Source organism: Paraburkholderia sp. J76 (assembly GCF_905220295.1).
Taxonomy (GTDB): Bacteria; Pseudomonadota; Gammaproteobacteria; order Burkholderiales; family Burkholderiaceae; genus Paraburkholderia.
Genome location: NZ_CAJMZJ010000002.1, coordinates 476161 through 494961, shown reverse-complemented (window position 1 = coordinate 494961; position 18801 = coordinate 476161). Strand labels below are relative to the sequence as shown.

Genomic DNA, 18801 nt, shown 5'->3' with positions numbered 1-18801 from the left:
TGCCACGGGAAACCTGGAAATATCTCCGACGTGCCCGCATTAACTTAAACCAGCCGGCCTCCGCGATGCCCGGCGCGGCTCAGATCGGGCTGGACGTGCGTGATAGAATTAAAGATGTAATCCTATGTCAACGGGAATATTGCACGATCTCCACATGGACCTGACCGATAACACCGATATTGCCGTTCGCCGTCAGGCTTTGCTGAATAGTTCGATAACTCACGCGCTGTACCATATCGGCGATCGTTGGACGTTATCGCTCCTTTTCCTTGCATTTCTCGGCACGAAGCGTTTCGACGACTTTCAGGTCAAGCTCGGTATTCCACGCCAAACCCTGAGTCTGAGACTGAAGAATCTAGTTGCCCTGGAAATGTTCGAAACGCATCAGTATCAGGACAATCCGCCGCGCACGGAGTACCGCCTGGGTTCGAAAGGCCTGGCGATGTACCCTTGTGTCCTGATGAGCTGGCGTTGGGAAAAACGCTGGGGATGGCCAAGGCCGACGTTTCCGGACAGACTTACGCATCGCGTCTGCGGCTACGAGATGACGCCGATGATGGTGTGTTCGCATTGCGGTGTCGAAGTATCGGTGGAGGACGTCAAACCTCACTACTGCGGCGAAGCAGTCACTACCGCATCCCCGGGCGCCCGGGCGCCGAGGTGGGGCGCACAGGCGCTGAGCAATAAAGCGGGCGGCGCCGTCTCTGAGAATCTCATCGAACTGCTAAACGATCGGTGGATTATTTTGTTGCTTGGCGCGGTAATGCTCGGTTGTCATAGCTTCGATACGCTGCAGCAAATACTCGGTATCGGTTCGAGCGTACTGGCCTCGCGACTCAAAATGTTGTCCAACACCGGACTTTTGACTCGTAGCGTTTCGCAGAGCGACGCCCGGCGTTTCGTGTATCGGCTTACGCCGCGCAGCCGTGACCTATTTTCATACATCGTTACGCTCGGCCAGTGGAGTCGCGACAACTTGCCGGACTGTCCCACAAGTCTGCGATTGACACACATTTCCTGTGGGAGCCTCCTGGAGGCAAAGGTTGTTTGTGACCGCTGCCGCGCTCCGCTCCTGCCGCATGACGTCAACTACCGGATCCAGACTTCGGCGTAAAGGATACTGCGCGGGATACTGCGCGGGATCCTGCGCGGCGAGCCGGTTGTCGCTTACGCTCAAGCAACGTCGCGTACTCCCACCACGAAGCTGGCAACGGTCGAGCATGAGCCACCGATGTTCAGCGTGGCGAATGTGCGAGCGCCTTCCACCTGGCACGCACCCGCTTTCCCGGTTACCTGCCGGGCCGCGTCGAGCAGCATTCGCGCTCCGGTCGCACCGACCGGATGTCCGCAACCGATGAGCCCACCGGACGGATTGATTGGCAATCGGCCGTCCCGGGCGATCAGACCGGATTCGACAGCTTTCCAGCTCTGACCGGGCGGCGTGATGCCGAAATGATCAATCGCCATATATTCGGTCATCGTGAAGCAGTCGTGGGTTTCGATACCGTCGATTTGCGTAACGGCTTCGATGTTTGCGCGCCGCCATGCGTCGCCAATCGCGTCGCGGACGTGGGGGAACACATAAGCAGAATCGCGGCTGCGTGCAAGCTTGTCGAGAAAACGAATCCCGGCATTCCGATGCCCCCAACCCAGAATTTCCGGCAAGCCATTTAACGGCAGGTTTCTCGCGTTGGCATAGGCTTGGGCGAAGCGCTGCGATGCGAGGATGATCGCGCAGGCGCCGTCTGTGATCTGCCCGCAGTCCTGCCGCCGTATGCCGGGTTCGATCACCGGATTGGCTCCGTCATCGTCGGTGAAGGCCCGTTCGGCAAAGTTCCACTGGCGAGTTTGCGCAAGCGGATTGCGTTTCGCATTCGTGTAGTTGAGTTCCGCGATTCTGTTCAAATGGATGCGATCGAGGCCATACCTGCGGTCGTATTCATCGGCCAGTCGTCCGAACACCGCGGGCCACATAAAGGTGCAGGCAATGTCTTCTCGTCCCTGCCACGCCGCGCTGTTCTGATTGCGCGAGGCGTCGTGACCCGGCAGATTCTTGAATTCTTCTGCGCCGATTACAAGGACGCAGTCATAGCGGCCGGCCTCGATTTCCGCCATTGCAGTTAGCGCGGCGAGAGAGGAAGACGCGCAGGCTCCCTCGTGCCGCATGGCCGGGGTTCCCCAGAGTTCCGGGACAACCTGGACCACCAGTGCGCCAAGATGCCCCTGCTGTCGCTGCGCTTCGCCAAACGCATTGCCGACGTGAATCGACTCGATATCGGTTGGCTTCAGGGATGTGTCTTCGAGTGCCCCTAACGTAGCCTCCTTTATCATGTCGGAAATGTCCTGACCATGCCGAGACCATACTTTGGCGAAATCCGTTTGATAGCCGCCGAGTATATATACCGGATTGCTCATTAGCGATTCTCCGTGCTTTGCGTGAAATCGGCGGCGAATTGCTCGAAGCGATCCACCGCTGAGTGATATTCGTTAATCAGCCGTTCAACCACGAGACTGACTGGTTCCATGGCCGCGATCGATCCCACGCCCTGGCCGGCAGCCCAGACTTGTGACCAGCGCTTTCCAGCGAACGATCTGGTGCTGTCGTAATTGCGAGCGGGAGGGGGCGGCATATCGTCTGGATCGAGTCCATTCGCGACCAGGCTGGGCCGTAGCCAACTCGCCGGCGTACCTGTAATGGCCGCGCTAACCAGAAGATCGTCCGCATCGCAATCAACCAGCATTTGCTTATATTCCTGCGCTGCCATGCTTTCGGACGTCGGAATGAATCGTGTCCCCATGTATACGAGATCCGCCCCCGCACCAATTGCGCCGGCAACGCCCCAGCCGTCGGCGATGCCACCGCCGACAATGACATAGCCATCAAAGAATTTGCGTACAGCAGCGACGAATGCAAACGGCGAGAGGCCGCCAGTATGACCTCCGGCGCCCGCCGACACGCACGCCAGGCCGTCCGCCCCGGCCAGTGCCGCTTTTCTTGCCAGTTTCAGGCTGACGACATCGGCAAACACCAGGCCGCCGTAAGCGTGAACGAGGTCGAGCACGGGTTTAGGACTGCCAAGTGCTGTAATGACAATGGGCGGCTTGTACTTTGCGATGAGCGCCAGGTCTTCCGGCAGACGCTGGTTTGACGAATGCGTAATCACGTTGGCCGCCCAGGGGCCGACCGGCTTGTCCGGGTCCGCCGCGCGGGCGGCCGCGAGGTCCTCGGTAATCCGTCGCATCCACTGATCCAGCATCTCGATAGGGCGCGCATTGGATGTTGGAAAAGCACCGATAATGCCGGCCTTGCACGCTTCGACGACGAGTTCGGGGCCTGAGATCAGGAACATCGGCGCCGCGAAAACCGGCAGGCTAAGCGAATAGGGAAAGGTGGGGTGTCTCATCACGTTGCATCGGTGAGGGGGCTGCACGTTGCGATCCAGTCGCTCATTGCAGCGGCGACCGAATCCGGGCATTCGAGCGGCGCGAGGTGCCCGCATTGTTGAAGGAATGTCGAGCGCGCGCCGGGGATCAGTTTGACAAGCTCTTCGCCGAGCGCAGGCGGCACAACCTGATCCTGAACGCCATGCACAATGCAGGTGGGGATGGCAAGCGTGCGAACGAATTCCCGCTGGTCTGCGCGTGCGATGAGTGCGTTGATCTGGCGTGCATAGGCTTGAACCGAGGTGTCTCGCATCATGGTGAGAAGCTCGTTTCGTAACACGCCATCTTCGAGGTTCGACGGATGTGCCAACGAGGGCATCAGATCTTCAAGAAGCCCGTCGAAATCGGCGTGAGCCCGATCCAGCATGCTGGCCCGCGCGCTGCGAGCCCTGGGCGATTCCGGGCGTGCCGATGTGCCAATCAAGGCGATACCCGTGACTCGGGATTTGTACCGTTTTGCCAACTCGATAGCCACGTACCCGCCCATCGAAAAGCCGGCCACGCAAAACTGCTCCGGCATGCCGTTGACCGCGGCATCGGCCATCGCTTCGATAGAGTCGTGCGAGCCGACATCCGCAACATGGAGTTCGGCGAGCTGCGTCAGGTGTGGCCACACGCGTTGCCAAACCCTGCGGTCGTTGAGCATTCCTGGAACCAGCAGGAGAGCGCGACGCTTCATGCAGCCTCCGCTGGGAGCTGGCTGCGCAGATCACGCTTAAGTATCTTGCCGACGGGATTGCGAGGAAGCGCATTGACGATCAGCAATCGCTCCGGAAGCTTGAAGCTGGCAATGCGATGCGTAGTGCGAAGATAGTCGACGAGGTCCGGCAGCGTCAGGGTGGCGTGTTCGCGCAGCGCTACGAAGGCGCATACGCGTTCGCCAAGCGTTTTGTCGGGGTAGCCAACTACCGCGACTTCGACGACCGCCGGATGTGACTGGATCAGGCTTTCGATTTCCTCCGGCGATATGTTCATGCCGCCACGAATGACGAGATCCTTCGCACGACCGACGTATTTATAGAACTGGCCTGAATCGCCTGCGATTTCGAACAGGTCCCCGCTTCTATAAAATCCGTCAGCGTCAAAAGCGCGTTCAGTGCGTTCCGGATCCCTCCAGTACTGCGAAAAGATTGCCGGCCCGCGGAAACGAAGCTCTCCCACGACTCCAGGTTCGGTAATCAGCGTTTCGCTGTCGATATCGACGAGGCGTGTCTCGACTTTGGTGGGCACGGGGATCGAACTCGCGTATCCGGAAACGCCGGGACGCGGGAAAAATTTGGCGCGAAGTTCGGGGTCCGGGATGTCGAAAGCGCTTCCGGTCAGCGCGGCGCCCTCATTCGAACCGAAATAGTTCACGATCTGGACGCCGTATTTCTCGTGAAAGCTGCGCACCATCCACTCCGAGAGCGGCGCCGATCCGGAGCCGAGCGTGCATAACGTCGTGAAATCAATTCCATCCAGCAACTGAGTGTCCTGCAATAGCATGTTCAAGACGGCTGGCGCCGCTACGGTGTACTGAATGCGTTCTGTGCGGACTTGCTGGAGAAATATCGCGAGAGAAAAAGGCTGATGCTGGACGACCGTTGCCCCGAGAAGCGCCCATCCGGCGAAGTTGGTGGAAATGCCCGCCATATTGACGAACGGAAACGGATTCAGCAGGCGGCAACCAGGCTTGAGTTGTGCCGCCGCGATGATGTTCGGCGCGACAACCAGCCACTCGTTATGGCTGCGCGGCACGCCTTTGGGGCGGGCCTCGGTTCCAGAAGTCCAGCAGATCGTGAAAATGTCGTTGGCGCATACCGTCGCTTCCATCCGCTGCAGGTATGCAGGAAGAGCCAACAGCGAATGCATGTCGCAAGCGCCGTATGGAACCGCGTCACCGTAGGCAAGCACGTGAGATACAGTTGGGATCGACTGCTTCAGCTTCAACATCATTTCGGCATGCGCATGCTTTCCGATACGGACCGACGTAGCAATGGCGCGCGCCTCCACATGGCCCAGAATGTACGTGAGTTCGTGCTCGCGGTACTGTATCGGCACCGGCGAGACAATGATGCCGAGGCGTGCGCAAGCCAGATAAAGAGCGAATTGCTCAACCCCATTGGGCAGTTGGACGACGATGACGTCGTCTTTGCGCAAGCCGATCGCCTGTAGCACCGACGTATGCCGATCTGCTTCGTCTGCGAGATCAGCATACGTCAGGCGGCGCGGAGTTCCATCGGTAAAGTCCAGCCGGTTTGGGGCATCGACTACGGCTTCGCGAGACGGATGACGGGAGACGTTCTGGCAAAAGATTTCCCAGAGCGTTTGGTTACCCCACCATCCACGGGCGGTATAAGCTTCGATTTTTTCCTGTGAAGCGAGTATCACCGTTTTGTCTCCGTTAATGTTTTGTGCGCGCGCGTCGGGGCAATAAAGCCCTTCACGTTCCGGTCAGCAAAACTCCTCAACCGCTGAGTTCAGCCGAGTTCAGCCAAGTTCAGCCAACAATCGGGGCTTGCTGACCCAGGTGGCATGGAAGCCGTGCGGGACCCGCTTCGGAAGAAGAATCCGGCAAACGGGGCCTTGCCCCACATTGCTCGCGTCGAAAACGTGAACCTCGGAGCGCTGCTCGGTTCCATTCCAGACGAATCCGACGAGATAGCCGTCATCTTCGTGTTTCCAGTTGTCACGCGGTGCGAAGGGAGCCTCGCTGTACCAGAAGTCCACGCCCCCGTTATAGGCCTGAACAGTGCCGGTTTGCAGATCGAAGCGCGTCAGTCCGCAGAAACGAGGCTGCTCCGGAACCCGGTTTCGGCCCATTAAAACGTTCCACGAATAGCGGGTCTTGTAACCCTGCATCCAGGAGTTGACGATCGGGAACTCGGTGTTCACGATGTCGTCGATAACGCGTTCATAGGTTTGGCCCGTTGCCAGGTTGAAGCGCCATTCGTAGAAGATGAAATCGTGCTCCAGATTGGTCGCCTGGCGGGTGACCTTGTCGGCTTCGATATTGCCGTCGCGGTCGCGCGAAAGCCGGAACGGCGTGCCCGTCATGACGATCTCGGTCTCTCCGCGCGCGTTGACTTCTTCCCAGGCGTTGGAGACGTGATACATATAGGTTGGCTTTGCTTCAAACCAGCGGATCTGGTCAACCGATCCATAGCGCGGAGCGACTGCGAACCGGCTCGGCAATTCCGAATGGAACTTCAGCTTGTGCCGGCCGGCTGCCAGTGCATCCTGATCGTGAAATAACGGGAAATCATGCAGGATGGTGTAGTGCTCCGTAATCGCCATATCGTGCGGAAGACGCGGCCCCGGAAGCGCCACCGGGATCAGGTGCTTGAGCGAACCATCCGCACCGATTACGCCATAGTGCATGTAAGGCGCTTCTTTCCCGTAGGCAAAGAACAGAAATTCGTTCGTGCGTTCGTCCACCCTCGAATGCGCAGAAACGGGAAGCGGCGCGATGCGACTATCGATTGGTTTTTTTCCGGTGGTTTCCAGCGAGTAGGGATCGCTCTCATAGAGGTCGCCGCCGAGGTACCACATCGTGACGAGTTTCCCGTTATGAAACTTGACGTCCGTATTCGATGTGTTCTTGATCGGCATATCAGGGCGGTCGCGACGCGGCGGCTCCTTGATTCCGCGCCAGAGCGAACGGCCGGCGCCGAGTTCTTCCTTTAAAGAATCGGTCATCACCCATCTATTGCGGTACTGAACCTTGCCGCCTTCGAACAGGACGGAGTGCAGCATGCCGTCACCGTCGAACCAGTGATAGCGGCCCTCTTCGACAAAGCGTGGATTTGGTCCATTGCGGACATACATTCCATTGAGGTCGGAGGGAATTTCGCCGATCACCTTGAGGTCGTCAAAAACATTTTCTTCATAAACAGGCGCATAGCCGCCCTGCAATACAGGCACGTCATTTGTTCTCATCGCAGAATCCTTTAGCGGTGGGGCGTGAATTGACATTGGCATGCAAAGGGTGTCTGGCCGGTAAAGCCGGCCTCCTTCCACGCTGCTTGCATGCCGGGCAAAAAATAGCGTGGCGGGTCGAAATATTGTTTTGTGGTCGCATCAGCTTCGGGATTGGCACGCCAGCGGCCGAACCCCGGGGTGCGTCGCATACCAGGCAAGGTATTGACGAAGCCGTCTGCTTGCACGGAAGCCGGCGTGAACGATTGAAAGACCGCGACTCACCGGTCGCTTCGTGACCCCGGACAGTGACGCACGACGGCGTCGACTTTTTTGCCTGGTGCTGCTGCATATGTACTCGTGAGGAGAAGGCGAACCACGGGACCCAGCGTTTCTTGCTTGCTGTCGGCGTGCGATGGTGTGAGCCTTCGAAGTTAAATTACTTTGCTTAGTGAACTCATAGTAGAACACCCTTTTGTTGCATGCAAGTGGGAAGGCGTCGGTACATCAAAGGCGCGTTCACAAATCGCGAACAAACGTGAAGCAGTCGGGGAAAGTCACCCGGCACACGTGAACGTCGATAGGTGCTCGAAACGAATGGGGACGTGTCCGCTTACCGGCAAACACTTGAGGACTCGACGAGGCTGTCCGGGCGACTCGTGGCCGGCTCGCATCGAGACCGAAGATGCGGGCGGTGGTGTGCGTAACTTCACTGGGGATAGCCCTAAGTTGCTCCAGGTCCTCGCGATAAATAGACTTAATCAGTCTATATAGAGAAGTGAAATTGAGTGGAAGGGATCACCTTGACGTAAAACTTTCAGCCGTCGAAGCGCTTGGGACATGTGTGTGGCAACGGGCTGGCATGGCATCAACTTCGATGCTGTCCAGGATTCCTTTTCCTCAGGCGTGTCTGCAAAAGTCCGGGCGCCGGGGGCGTGAGCTGCCTATGAAGGGGAACTCTTTGTGGAAGCGAGCCGTGATGGCGCGCTGCGATTCTTGCATCAGAGGGAGCACTACGATTCGGGCCTTGCGCCCCCGGCAGGCTTCGCGCGGCATAACGCTATTACAGCGGCAGCACCCTATCCTAAAAAATAATCGCGTTGACCGATAAGGAAACGGAAATCTTTAGCGTTTCATTTGATAAATATTGAGGATCACGAACGAAATGAGATATCTCAATGTTCATGACGGTCTGCCTGAGACCGGGTCGAAGCGGCTCGGTTGGGCACAATTAAAAGTACTTGGTCTCTCCACGCTGGGCGGCGTCCTTGAATACTATGACTTTATGGCATTGCGCTTGGCTATAACACCTCGCAAGCGGTTCTCGGCGGTCTTCTACCCGTTCTGATGGCATCGCTCACTCACTATAGTCCGCTGGCATTGGTCTACGTGCCGTCGATTTTCGCGATCCTCGCGATAGTGATGACCTTTATCGCAATTCGATTCAGGAAACCTATCGGCTGTGTTTGAGACACATCTGAAGCGAACGCGTATTTATTGAAATCAAGTTTCGGATTGTTCTGATGAGTTGATTTTTATTTTTATGCGTTTTTATATGACTTGAAAAAGAGGTGGGTCATGGTACGTCGTGTGGGTAAGTATGCAGTGGCAACTGGATTGGCTTCGATGTTGCTTTCGGCGGGAGTCCAGGCGCAAGGTAGTGTTACGCTGTTTGGTATTGCGGATGTTGGGGTTGCATATACGAGTAAAACGCTGAATTTGGCGACGGGTGGAAATGGCGGCCACGCGTTTCAGATGCTGGATAGTGGCATGGGTGTGACGCAGTTCGGTATAAAAGGGATTGAGGACCTTGGGGGCGGGATGAAGGTAAAGTTCGAACTTGCGAGCGCGTTCAATCTTGGCAATGGCGGAGTGGGGATATCGAACGGAAATACTTTTGGTAATCAGGCCTGGCTGGCGCTTGCCGGAAACTTCGGTGAGGTTAAGGCGGGTCTTCAGTTTTCGCCGTTTTTCACGACATTGGTCGCGCTTGATCCGCGTCAGACCATCTACGCGAGCGGCGGTATGCCAATGGCAGACGCGGTAGGGGCGACTGGCATATTTAATTCGAATGCTATTTCCTACACCAGTCCTGAAATCGCGGGGCTGCGCGGCAGCATGATGGTGGCTTTGGGAGGGGAGGCAGGGAATTTTCAGGCCGGAAGGCAGTATTCGGCGAGTCTAAGTTACAGAGCCGGCGGCCTTTTGGTCGGTGGGGCGTACTATAACGGCAACTCGGGCGGGACTGTGGTGACGAAAATCCCTTCGACGGTTGCCTTTATCGGGAAAATCGTGGGTGCGTCCTATAGCTACAAAAATCTGACGATGAACGCGACGTTCGAAAACTACCACGTGGCCGGTTCGTTCAACAACTACGTGTACGGTGGTGGCTTCAATTATTTGATCTTTCCGGATCTGGAAATAAACGGCGGCGCGTGGTGGACCGCCGATCAAAATAATTCGAAAAACCACTCAGTCCTGGCCGCTTTAGGGGGAGAGTATTTTCTGTCGAAGAGAACGTCTTGGTATGCGCAAGTGGGACGCGTGGACAACCATGGAGCAATGAACACCGGTTTGTGTCTATGCAGCCTCAACACTCTGTATGGGGCGCAGGGGCAAACGATCGGCGTCAATGTCGGGATTAACCACAAATTTTGATTTCGCCATGATTGATCCTGTTTGCGCACAACAAAACGCCGAAAGGCAGCTCAATAATTCCACCTTTAAGAATCCACTCTAGCAGGCCGCTTCAAACACACGCTCTTCGACACGGAGGCAGTTCAGGCCCAGGAGGGTGGCCTCGACGGCTTCGTCGAGCGGCGTATGGGGCTCGCGTCCGAGTTCCGTCACGAGCCGCGCGTTGTCGAGTTGCAAAGGCTCGCGCCACAAATAGCGCATCTCCATCAGTTCGCGCAGCGTCGTCACGAAGGGCGAGATCGCCCGCACGAAGGCCCAGGCGAAGGGCTTGCTTTGCGGCTTGAGTCCGTGACGCCGGGCGACTCGGCAAATCGCGTCGACGATCTGCGAGCCGTCGGCGTCCCAATGGCCGGCCATGTGGAACGTCGCGAACGCAGGCAGCGCGGCGCGCCGCTCGATCAGCTCGAGCATCGTGCGCGCGACGTCGGGCACGTACGACCAGGCGTGACCCACGCCGCGCGTGCCCGGCTGGCGCACGACCTGCACGGGCGCGCCGCGCTTCACGAGTCCCTGCGCAAACCAGCTATTGCCCACGCGCGGCCCGAAAAAGTCGCCCGCACGCACGACGATCGAGCGCACGTCATGCTCGCTCGCGGCCTGCATGCGCCGCTCCAGTTCCACACGAATCGCGCCCTTGCGCGTGAGCGGGTGCTGCGGCGAGTCCTCGCGCAGCACGGGGAAGGTATCGGGCCCGAAGTTGTAGACAGTGCCCGGCAGCACGACGGTCGCGCCCACGGCGGCTGCGGCGGCGAGCGTGTTGTCGATCATCGGCAACACGACCTGCGCCCAGCGCCGGTAGCCGGGCGGATTCACGGCGTGCACGATCACCTGGCAATCTTGCGCGGCGTTGAGCACTGCCTCGCGCGAGAGCACGTCGCCGTCGAGCCATTCGATGGCGCTGGCCGACGCCTTCCCCGGCGCGCCGCCGCGGCGCAGGGCGCGCACTTGCCAGCCGGCGCCGTGCAACTGGCGCGCGACTTCGCTGCCGATTCCGCCGCTCGCGCCCAGCACGAGCGCGCGGTTCTGTCGATTATTGGGGCTGCCGTTCATGCCGGTTCTCCTTGCGGTTGAGCTGTCATGAGGCGTATTCTGCGCTGCGTGCCGTCAATAGAAAATTGCCGAAAATAAGCTAGAAGCTATGCATTTATGTATAGCTAGCGAACTCAATGGGAACCGGACATGGCCGACAAGGAACCGAACTGGGAGTGGTACCGGAGCTTTCTGAACGTGCTGGAAAGCGGTTCGTTGTCGGCGGCGGCCCGCGCGCTGGGCATCACGCAGCCCACCGTGGGCCGCCACATCGAAAGTCTGGAAACGGCGCTGGGGCTCACGCTTTTCACCCGCTCGTCCGATGGATTCGCGCCAACGGAGGCGGCCAATGAGCTAAGGCCGTACGCAGTCGGTCTCGCGATGACCACGGCAGCGTTGCGCCGCGCGGCGAGCAGTCATGGATCGGGGGTGCGCGGCACGGTGCGACTGACGGCGAGCGAAATCATCGGCGTAGAGGTCTTGCCGCCCATACTGGCCGCGTTGCGCCACGAATACCCGGAGTTGTCGGTCGAACTTGTGTTGTCGAACACGGCGGACGATCTGCTGCGCCGCGAGGCGGACATTGCCGTCCGCATGTTCCGGCCCGTGCAGGAGGCACTGGTCGCCAAACGCATTGGCGCGATCGAAGTCGGGCTGCATGCCCACGAACGGTATCTGGCGCTTCACGGCGTGCCCAGGTCGATCAAGGAGTTGGCGCGCCATACGATCATCGGCTTCGATCAGGAAAACGCGTTCATCCGGTCGGTCCAGCACAAGTTCGCGGCGTACAACCGCAATAACTTTGCATTTCGCGCCGACAGCGACCTTGCGCAACTCGCGGCGATACGTGCGGGATTCGGCATCGGCGGTTGCCAGGCGCCGTTAGCGGCAAAAGACCCGAAACTGGTTCGCGTTCTGAAGAAAGAGTTCTCGCTGATGCTCGATACGTGGGTGGCCATGCATGAGGATCTGCGAACCAGCGCGCGCTGCGCGGTGACGTTTACTGCGCTGGCGTCGGGGTTGAGCGCGTATATGGGCAAACACGGCTTGCATGGAGCAGGGGCGTAACGGCGATTTCAGCGCGGCACCCGTCCCGCCCGCGCGTATGAAGCCAGCATCGTCGCGAGTTCCTGTGCGGCGGGCGTGAGCGGCACGGCCGCGCGTTGCAGCAAAGAGACCTGCTGCGCCGCCGGCCGCTCGGCGATCTTGATGCGCGCGAGCCGCTCCGCAAACGGCCCGCGCGCGGCGACCACCGACGACTCCAGCGCGAGGCAATCCGTTTCGCTGACCCAGTGCAGCGTTTCGAAGAGCCCCTCCACCGTCGCGACGATGCGCGGCGGCGGCAAGCCGTAGTCGGTGAAGAACGCCGAGAGCCGGTTCGAAGCAAAGGCGTCCGCGATATTGGGCGAGCGCGTCGCGAGCCAGTCGCACTGCGCGAGCGAGCGCAGCGAGCGCGCCCCGGCCTTTGGATGGCCGCGGCGGCAGACGACTACCGGGTCCGAGGGATAAAGCTCCGTCACCGAAAGATCGGTTGTATCGGTCTGGTCCGAAACGAGCGCGAGCGCGAAATCGAGCGCGCCTTCGCGAATCCACGAAATCATCATGCGCGACGTGCCCGTGCGCAGCCGCAGCGCCACGCGCGGAAACCGCGTACCGTACTGGCCGACCACGGGCACGAGCGCATCCATGAGCGGGTCGGTCGTGAGGCCGAACGCGACTTCGCCCGCGTAATCGCCGCGCAGTTGCTGCGCCTCCTCGCTCGCGCGCTCGCATTCGCCCAGAATCGACGCGGCGCGCACCAGCAGGCGTTGCCCCAGCACGGTGAGCGTCACGCCGCGATTGGTGCGCGTGAGCAACGGGCCGCCCAGTTCGGTTTCGAGATTCTGTAGTTGCTGCGTCACGCCGCTTTGCGCCACGCCGAGCGCGCGCGAAGCCGCGCGAACGCTGCCGCGCTGGGCCACGGCGACGAAGACGCGCAACTGGGAAAGCGTGAGGCTCATGGGCGGCGGTCCGCTGTGATCGGTAGAAGTGATCATGATAGACGAATCCGGACTTTTCCCGAACGCGGCCGCGCCCTACCATCGGGTCGACAGGAGACTCCTTACTTTCCCCGATCGGTCACCATGAAAAAAATCCCGTCGATCTTGCTTTCCCTTGCACTGGCCGTGAGCGGCAGTGCGTTCGCGCGCGCGGGCGACACCGTGCGTCTCGGCATCGATCCGACCTATCCGCCCATGGACTCCAAGGCGCCCGATGGCTCGCTCAAAGGGTTCGACGTCGACCTCGGCAACGAGATCTGCCGCCGCATTCACGCGCATTGCCAGTGGGTCGAACTGGAGTTTTCGGGCATGATCCCGGCGCTTCAGGCGCGCAAGATCGACGCGATCATGTCGTCGATGGCGATCACCGCGAAGCGCGAGCAGCAAATCCTCTTTACGTCGAAGCTGTTCCAGTTCAAGTCGCGGCTGGTCGCACGCAAGGGCGCTACGTTCGGCGCCACGGTGCAGTCGCTGGCCGGGAAAACAGTCGGCGTGCAGGCGGGCACGCAGTTCGAGACCTATGCGCTCGCGAACTGGGCGCCCGCGGGCGTGCACGTCGTGACCTACAAGAGCCAGGACGAAGTGTTCGCCGACCTCGTCAACGGACGACTCGACGCCGCGCTGCTGGGCTACGTCGAGGCCGACTACGGCTTCCTGCGCACGCCGCAGGGCAACGGCTTCGCATTCGCGGGCGGTCCGATTTCGATGGGCGACCGAGGCACCGGAATCGGCATGCGCAAGGACGAAACCGCACTACAGGCGCAGATGAACGACGCAATTGCGTCCATGTTGAAGGACGGCACCTATGCGCAGATTGCGCGCCGCTATTTCGACTTCGATCCGTACGGAAACTGAGCCTTCGCATCCCTTTTCGAAACCGCATTGAATTCATGAACCAGCAATCGATTCCGCTCCTGAGCGCAACGCCGGGTACGCACCGCGAACTGACGAGCTTCCATTTCGGCCCCGCCGATGCGCGCCAGAAGATCTATATCCAGGCGTCGCTTCACGCCGACGAAACGCCCGCCATGCTGACGGCCGTATTGTTGCGCGCGCAACTGGCCGACCTCGAGGCGCAAGGCGCGCTCGCCGCGCAAGTGGTGCTCGTGCCGCTTGCCAACCCCGTGGGTCTGAACCAGCACGTGCTTGGCCAGTTCATCGGCCGGTTCGATCTCGCGAGCGGGCGCAACTTCAATCGCCATTTCCACGCGTTTCCCCGGCTGCTGGCGCGCGCGAAGGAAACGCTCGGCGCGGACGTCGATCGCAACCGCGAACTGATCCGGCAATTGATGCGCGAAGCGCTGGACGCTCAGGAGCCGCTTACCGAATTCGATTCGCTTCAGTTGGCGCTGCTGAGGCTTTCGCATGACGCGGACCTCATCATCGACCTGCATTGCTCGCTGGAGGCGGTCATGCACGTGTACACGAGCGAGGCCGGCTGGCCCGACGTGGAGCCGCTTGCCCGCTACCTCGGTTCGCGTGCGCAACTGCTCGCGACCGACTCCGGCGCGCACGCGTTCGACGAGGCGCACAGTCTGCTTTGGTGGCAATTGCGTCAAGAGATGCCGGCCGCGCAGCCCGTGCCCGCCGGTCCTACCGCCGTGACGATCGAGTGCCGCGGCCAGCGCGACGTGTCGTGGGAAACCGCGCAGCAGGACGCCGATGCGCTGATCGATTATTTGCGCTGGCGCGGCGCGCTCGTGGGCGCCGAGGCGAAGCCGCTGCCGGAACTGCTGATGCCCGCGACGCCGCTCGCCGGGAGCGCGCAATTCTATGCGCCGCACAGCGGCATTCTCGTGCACCGCGCGAAGATCGGCGACTGGATACGCGAAAACGACCCGCTATTCGATATCGTCGACCCGATGACGGGCGAAACGACGACCGTGAAGAGCACTGCGGAAGGCGTTTTCTATATGCGAAGGGCGATTCGCTTCGTGACGGCCGGCGCGCCGCTCGGCCGCGTGACGGGCACGCGGCCGATACGCAGCGGCGTGCTGCTGGGCGCTTGAGGGAACGGTTCGCCGTCGCATCGCGCGAATATGCGGCGGTTTTTCCCTTTGAGCGATGCTGGCAGCGGCGGCCTACCCGGCAAGCTCGATAGTCGGCTCGCACTCGATGGGGAAGTTCACCGAATTGGCGACATAGCACTGCTCGTGCGCCGCATGATGCAACTGCTCGGCGAGGCCGCGATTGTCGCTCGCGCGGATCGTCACGCGCGGACGTAACACGATCTTCGTGAAGGCGCCGTGCTGCGGCGTATCGGCCATGGTGCCTTCGGCCTCGTCCTCGTAGGCCAGCACCGCGACGCCCGCCTCGGCGCACAGGTGCAGATACCACAACTTGTGGCACGCCGAAGCCGAAGCCACGAGCAAGTCCTCGGGATTCCAGCGCGCGGCGTCGCCGCGAAAGGCCGGGTCCGACGAGCCTGCAATGTCGGGCTTGCCGCTCGCGCGGATCACGTGATTGCGGTCGTAATCGCGATAGCCCGAGGTGCCGGTGCCGCGATTGCCTGTCCATTGCACCGAAACGCGGTAGGTATGTTCGCCGTGCGCCATGCTCACTCTCCGTTGTGTGTCGAAAGGGTGTTTCATTATGACCGTGTTCGGAATTTTGGTATACCATTATGCAAAAATGACGTAAGCGAAAGCAGGCGGGAAACCTGACCAAACACGTATGGACACAAAATTCGACTCCACGGCGGACGCGGTTGCGTCCGGGTTGCGCGATCTGATCGTCAGCGGCGAGTTGGGCGGCGGCGAGCGCCTGGTCGAACGCGACCTCGCGGAGCGTTTCGAAGTGAGCCGCATACCGCTGCGCGAAGCCATCCAGCGACTCGCGCGCGAAGGGCTCGTCGAGATCTTCCGCAATCGCGGCGCGGTCGTGCGCATGCTCACAGTGCAGGACGTGGAGGAGATCTACGGCTTGCGCGCGCTGCTCGAAGGCGACGCGATCTTTCGCGGCGTCAAGCGTATCGACGACGAAACGCTCGCGCGCGCGGAACTCGTACACCGGCTGCTTGGCGAGGCGGCCGCCACGCAGAAGCAGGGTGAACTCAACCGCGAGTTTCACGAACTGCTTTACGGCGCGTGCGGCAACGCACGCCAACTGGCGGCCATACGCGAATTGCGCGCGCAGGTGGAGCGCTACGAGCGGCTGCAAAACACGTTGCTTGCGGATACCCCTTCGTTTCAGCACGAACACGAAGCGATACTCGAAGCGTGCCTGGCGCGCAACGCGCGCGGCGCGCGCGCCATGACCGTGGCCCATATCGACTCGGCCAGGCGCATCGTGCTCGCTGTCGTGGAGCGCATGGCGGCGCAAGGCTAGCGCTCGTGTACCGCGACGCTCGGTGCCGCAGTTTTTACGACATTTTTTCTTGTGAGCGCTATGGGGCAACCCTAGACTGGATGCATCGAAACGACTGGAGACGCCATGTCGATCTCGCGTGCAACCCGGTGCCCGGATGAGCTGTTCACCGCCGTAAAGCCCGGCCTCGGCCGGCTCGTGCTGAGGCGCTTCGATCCCCGCCACGACTCATGGGAAGCGCTCACACGTTTGCTCAATCGCGCGTTCTCGCGGCTCGCGTCGCTCGGATTGCACTGCGCATGCGTCGATCAGGCGGCAAGCCTCACGCGTGAACGCGCGCTGGCTGGAGATTGTTTCGTCGCCGTCTGCAATGGCAGGATCGTCGGCACGCTCACGGTGGAAGGTCACGATAGCCATTCGCAGTGCGAACATTATCGTCAGCGTAGCGTGGCTTCGGTTCATCAGTTCGGTATCGAACCCAAATGGCAAAGCCGCGGCATCGGCCGCGCGTTGCTCGACTTCGCGGCGCGTTGGGCGGCCGCGCGCGGCTACACGCAGCTTGCGCTCGACACGCCGTTTCCCGCTGCCCATCTCGTCGCGTTCTATCGCGCCCAGGGCTTTAGTCTCGTCGATGTCGTGCGCTTCGCCGGCCGTGGCTACGACAGCGCCGTGCTCAGCAAGGCCGCCGCGGCGCGTTGCGGCGCGGGGTTGCCGCACGCTCCCAACGCTCACGCCTTGCGCGTGAGCGCCGCTTCCTGCTCCAGATAGCGCAGGAATTCGTCGGCCGGCATGGCCTTCGCATAGAGCCAGCCCTGCGCGTACTGCACGCCGCGCTCGCGCAGATACCGCGCCTGCGCCTCGGTTTCCACACCTTCGGCGACCATCAGCAGGTCGAGGCTGCGCGCCATGTCGATCACGTGCGGCACGATCTTGTTCATTTCCTCGCCGCGCGCGAGCGAGCGGATGAACGAGCGGTCGATCTTGATCCCATCCACGGGCAGGTCCTGAAGATAGGAAAGGCTCGAATAGCCCGTGCCGAAATCGTCGATGAAGATGCGGTGGCCCGCCGTGCGAAACGATTCGAGCACGGGCGCAGAGGCGGCCGTGTCGACGAGCGTGCGCTCGATCGCTTCGAACCAGATCTGCTCGGGGCGCACTGAATATTTCGCGAGGCTGCCCTTGAGGGTTTCGAGCACGCGCGTACCGGCGAGATCCTTGCCGGCAAGGTTGAGCGAGACGTGCAGATCGGGGCGCCGCGCCAGCACCGCGCCCACGCCCTCGAACACGGAGCGGATGACCTGATCGGTGATCGGCTCGACGAGATCGAGCGATTCCGCCATGGGAATGAACGTGTCCGGGGCGACGACCGTGCCGTCTTCGAGCTTCCAGCGCACGAGCGCTTCCGCGCCCACGCAACGCCCGCTTTCCAGCGAGACGAGCGGCTGCAGCCACGCGACGAACTGGCGCCGCCGCACGCCCTCCAGTATCGCGTTGCGCGGCGTGCGCAGCCTGCCGCGCCAGCGCATGACGAACCACGTGCCGATTGCGCTCACGACGAGCGCCGGCAGCAGCAGCGTGCGTAGCTGTGCGGGCAGGTTGCGGCGCATGATGTGTTCGGGCTCGTACGCGACCACGGCGAGCGGAAAGTGACGCGAGCGCTCGATCACGTAGTAGCGCCCGTCGAAATACTCGCTGCCGTTGGTGCGCTCGAACGCTGCGCGCACGAGGGCAACGTCGGCCTGTTCCCAGCGCGAAATGATGCCGCCCTCCTGCGTTTCGAGCACGGCAAGCTCGATGGTGTCGTCGATCGGCACGATGTCGAGGTAGAAGCGCGGATCGATAACCACTACGTGACTGCCAAGGCGCACGTTGAGCATGCGCCGCTCGTTGCCGCGCTTGCCCACTTCGGTATGCCAGGCGGTAAAGCCGCCGGCATAGGCCCATTCGGGCGGCGGCAACAGGGTATCGACGGCGCCGCGTTGCGAGCTGCAGCGCAGGCGCTCGCCGTCGGTCCAGACCACTTCGCGAATGTACCGGAACTGTTCCTCGACCTGGCGCAGCCGCAGCAGGTGGTCGCTTGTGCAGGGGAGGCTGCTGTCCGGCAAGAGCTGGCGCAGCGCGGATTCGGCTTCCGAGCTTACGAGTTCGGCGCGCAGCAGCGCGCGGCTCGAAAAGACGTCGACCTGTGCGCGCTGCTGGCGTTCGTAGACGGCGTCCGAGGCGTAGAGCGCAGCCGCGAGCGCGGCCAGGACGGCGAACGCGACGCCACAAAACGTAGTCAGGGCGGTGAGTCGGCTGCTCATGATGGACGGTCGGGCTCCGGCGTCGCGAACGAGGGCGGCGCACGGCTCGCTGTGAACCTGCGTCGATCGCCGTTGCCGATGGTAGC

General features: G+C 61.1%; 16 protein-coding genes. 7 read left to right on the top strand and 9 right to left on the bottom strand.

All coding sequences use genetic code 11. The features are described 5' to 3' along the window. Positions 1-154: 154 nt before the first annotated feature. On the top strand, positions 155-1114 hold the full coding sequence (locus U5768_RS05770; protein WP_322029407.1) for a helix-turn-helix domain-containing protein: 960 nt from the start codon (positions 155-157) through the stop codon (positions 1112-1114). Positions 1115-1173: 59 nt separating this feature from the next. Here U5768_RS05770 and U5768_RS05765 read toward each other — a convergent pair whose 3' ends face one another. From U5768_RS05765 to U5768_RS05745, 5 genes are all read right to left on the bottom strand, one after another. Then, positions 1174-2415 carry an acetyl-CoA acetyltransferase gene (locus U5768_RS05765; RefSeq protein ID WP_322029406.1) on the bottom strand — a complete coding sequence of 414 codons (1242 nt, stop codon included), beginning with the start codon at positions 2413-2415 and terminating at the stop codon, positions 1174-1176. Next, positions 2415-3404: a nitronate monooxygenase gene (locus U5768_RS05760; protein ID WP_322029405.1), complete on the bottom strand. Its 990-nt coding sequence runs from the start codon at positions 3402-3404 to the stop codon at positions 2415-2417. The genes U5768_RS05765 and U5768_RS05760 overlap by 1 nt, the downstream gene beginning before the upstream one ends. Beyond that, on the bottom strand, positions 3404-4123 hold the full coding sequence (locus U5768_RS05755; protein WP_322029404.1) for an alpha/beta fold hydrolase: 720 nt from the start codon (positions 4121-4123) through the stop codon (positions 3404-3406). Before U5768_RS05755 ends, U5768_RS05760 begins: the two co-directional genes overlap by 1 nt. Continuing rightward, a complete protein-coding gene (locus U5768_RS05750) occupies positions 4120-5814 on the bottom strand; it encodes a class I adenylate-forming enzyme family protein (protein ID WP_322029403.1) in 1695 nt (564 codons plus the stop codon). The genes U5768_RS05755 and U5768_RS05750 overlap by 4 nt, the downstream gene beginning before the upstream one ends. Positions 5815-5913: 99 nt before the next feature. Continuing rightward, positions 5914-7362, bottom strand: a complete 1449-nt coding sequence (locus tag U5768_RS05745; protein ID WP_322029402.1) for a carotenoid oxygenase family protein — start codon at positions 7360-7362, stop codon at positions 5914-5916. A 1557-nt stretch (positions 7363-8919) separates the two neighbouring features. On the opposite strand from U5768_RS05745, the gene U5768_RS05740 reads away from it, so the two are divergent. Continuing rightward, positions 8920-9999, top strand: a complete 1080-nt coding sequence (locus U5768_RS05740) for a porin (protein WP_322029401.1) — start codon at positions 8920-8922, stop codon at positions 9997-9999. A gap of 78 nt (positions 10000-10077) precedes the next feature. Here the strand turns inward: U5768_RS05740 and U5768_RS05735 are convergent, their stop codons facing one another. Beyond that, a complete protein-coding gene (locus U5768_RS05735) occupies positions 10078-11088 on the bottom strand; it encodes an NAD-dependent epimerase/dehydratase family protein (RefSeq protein ID WP_322029400.1) in 1011 nt (336 codons plus the stop codon). Positions 11089-11217: 129 nt separating this feature from the next. On the opposite strand from U5768_RS05735, the gene U5768_RS05730 reads away from it, so the two are divergent. Next, complete coding sequence (locus U5768_RS05730) at positions 11218-12135, top strand: LysR family transcriptional regulator (protein WP_322029399.1); 918 nt, start codon at positions 11218-11220, stop codon at positions 12133-12135. Between the two features lie 8 nt (positions 12136-12143). Here U5768_RS05730 and U5768_RS05725 read toward each other — a convergent pair whose 3' ends face one another. Then, positions 12144-13067: a LysR family transcriptional regulator gene (locus U5768_RS05725; protein ID WP_322029592.1), complete on the bottom strand. Its 924-nt coding sequence runs from the start codon at positions 13065-13067 to the stop codon at positions 12144-12146. Between the two features lie 123 nt (positions 13068-13190). Here U5768_RS05725 and U5768_RS05720 point away from each other — a divergent pair, with 123 nt between their 5' ends. Next, on the top strand, positions 13191-13961 hold the full coding sequence (locus U5768_RS05720; RefSeq protein WP_322029398.1) for a transporter substrate-binding domain-containing protein: 771 nt from the start codon (positions 13191-13193) through the stop codon (positions 13959-13961). A 35-nt stretch (positions 13962-13996) separates the two neighbouring features. Further along, complete coding sequence (locus tag U5768_RS05715) at positions 13997-15115, top strand: succinylglutamate desuccinylase/aspartoacylase family protein (RefSeq protein WP_322029397.1); 1119 nt, start codon at positions 13997-13999, stop codon at positions 15113-15115. A 72-nt stretch (positions 15116-15187) separates the two neighbouring features. On the opposite strand, the gene U5768_RS05710 is transcribed toward U5768_RS05715, so the two are convergent. Next, a complete protein-coding gene (locus tag U5768_RS05710) occupies positions 15188-15661 on the bottom strand; it encodes an OsmC family protein (protein WP_322029396.1) in 474 nt (157 codons plus the stop codon). A 118-nt stretch (positions 15662-15779) separates the two neighbouring features. On the opposite strand from U5768_RS05710, the gene U5768_RS05705 reads away from it, so the two are divergent. Both U5768_RS05705 and U5768_RS05700 read left to right on the top strand, forming a co-directional pair. Continuing rightward, entirely contained in the window at positions 15780-16433 is a 654-nt protein-coding gene (locus tag U5768_RS05705; protein ID WP_322029395.1) for a GntR family transcriptional regulator, read from the top strand. A gap of 105 nt (positions 16434-16538) precedes the next feature. After that, positions 16539-17180 carry a GNAT family N-acetyltransferase gene (locus U5768_RS05700; protein WP_322029394.1) on the top strand — a complete coding sequence of 214 codons (642 nt, stop codon included), beginning with the start codon at positions 16539-16541 and terminating at the stop codon, positions 17178-17180. Here the strand turns inward: U5768_RS05700 and U5768_RS05695 are convergent. Further along, the gene (locus U5768_RS05695) at positions 17141-18715 is read right to left on the bottom strand and encodes an EAL domain-containing protein (RefSeq protein WP_322029393.1); all 1575 of its coding nucleotides are present in this window, start codon (positions 18713-18715) and stop codon (positions 17141-17143) included. The two genes, U5768_RS05700 and U5768_RS05695, sit on opposite strands and share 40 nt — an antisense overlap. Positions 18716-18801 lie beyond the last annotated feature (86 nt).

Bases quoted from the DNA above. Each gene is read 5' to 3' on its own strand.
- U5768_RS05770 (WP_322029407.1), top strand. From the start codon at position 155: ATGGACCTGACCGATAACACCGATATTGCCGTTCGCCGTCAGGCTTTG.
- U5768_RS05765 (WP_322029406.1), bottom strand. From the start codon at position 2,415: ATGAGCAATCCGGTATATATACTCGGCGGCTATCAAACGGATTTCGCC.
- U5768_RS05760 (WP_322029405.1), bottom strand. From the start codon at position 3,404: ATGAGACACCCCACCTTTCCCTATTCGCTTAGCCTGCCGGTTTTCGCG.
- U5768_RS05755 (WP_322029404.1), bottom strand. From the start codon at position 4,123: ATGAAGCGTCGCGCTCTCCTGCTGGTTCCAGGAATGCTCAACGACCGC.
- U5768_RS05745 (WP_322029402.1), bottom strand. From the start codon at position 7,362: ATGAGAACAAATGACGTGCCTGTATTGCAGGGCGGCTATGCGCCTGTT.
- U5768_RS05740 (WP_322029401.1), top strand. From the start codon at position 8,920: ATGGTACGTCGTGTGGGTAAGTATGCAGTGGCAACTGGATTGGCTTCG.
- U5768_RS05735 (WP_322029400.1), bottom strand. From the start codon at position 11,088: ATGAACGGCAGCCCCAATAATCGACAGAACCGCGCGCTCGTGCTGGGC.
- U5768_RS05730 (WP_322029399.1), top strand. From the start codon at position 11,218: ATGGCCGACAAGGAACCGAACTGGGAGTGGTACCGGAGCTTTCTGAAC.
- U5768_RS05725 (WP_322029592.1), bottom strand. From the start codon at position 13,067: ATGAGCCTCACGCTTTCCCAGTTGCGCGTCTTCGTCGCCGTGGCCCAG.
- U5768_RS05720 (WP_322029398.1), top strand. From the start codon at position 13,191: ATGAAAAAAATCCCGTCGATCTTGCTTTCCCTTGCACTGGCCGTGAGC.
- U5768_RS05715 (WP_322029397.1), top strand. From the start codon at position 13,997: ATGAACCAGCAATCGATTCCGCTCCTGAGCGCAACGCCGGGTACGCAC.
- U5768_RS05710 (WP_322029396.1), bottom strand. From the start codon at position 15,661: ATGGCGCACGGCGAACATACCTACCGCGTTTCGGTGCAATGGACAGGC.
- U5768_RS05705 (WP_322029395.1), top strand. From the start codon at position 15,780: ATGGACACAAAATTCGACTCCACGGCGGACGCGGTTGCGTCCGGGTTG.
- U5768_RS05700 (WP_322029394.1), top strand. From the start codon at position 16,539: ATGTCGATCTCGCGTGCAACCCGGTGCCCGGATGAGCTGTTCACCGCC.
- U5768_RS05695 (WP_322029393.1), bottom strand. From the start codon at position 18,715: ATGAGCAGCCGACTCACCGCCCTGACTACGTTTTGTGGCGTCGCGTTC.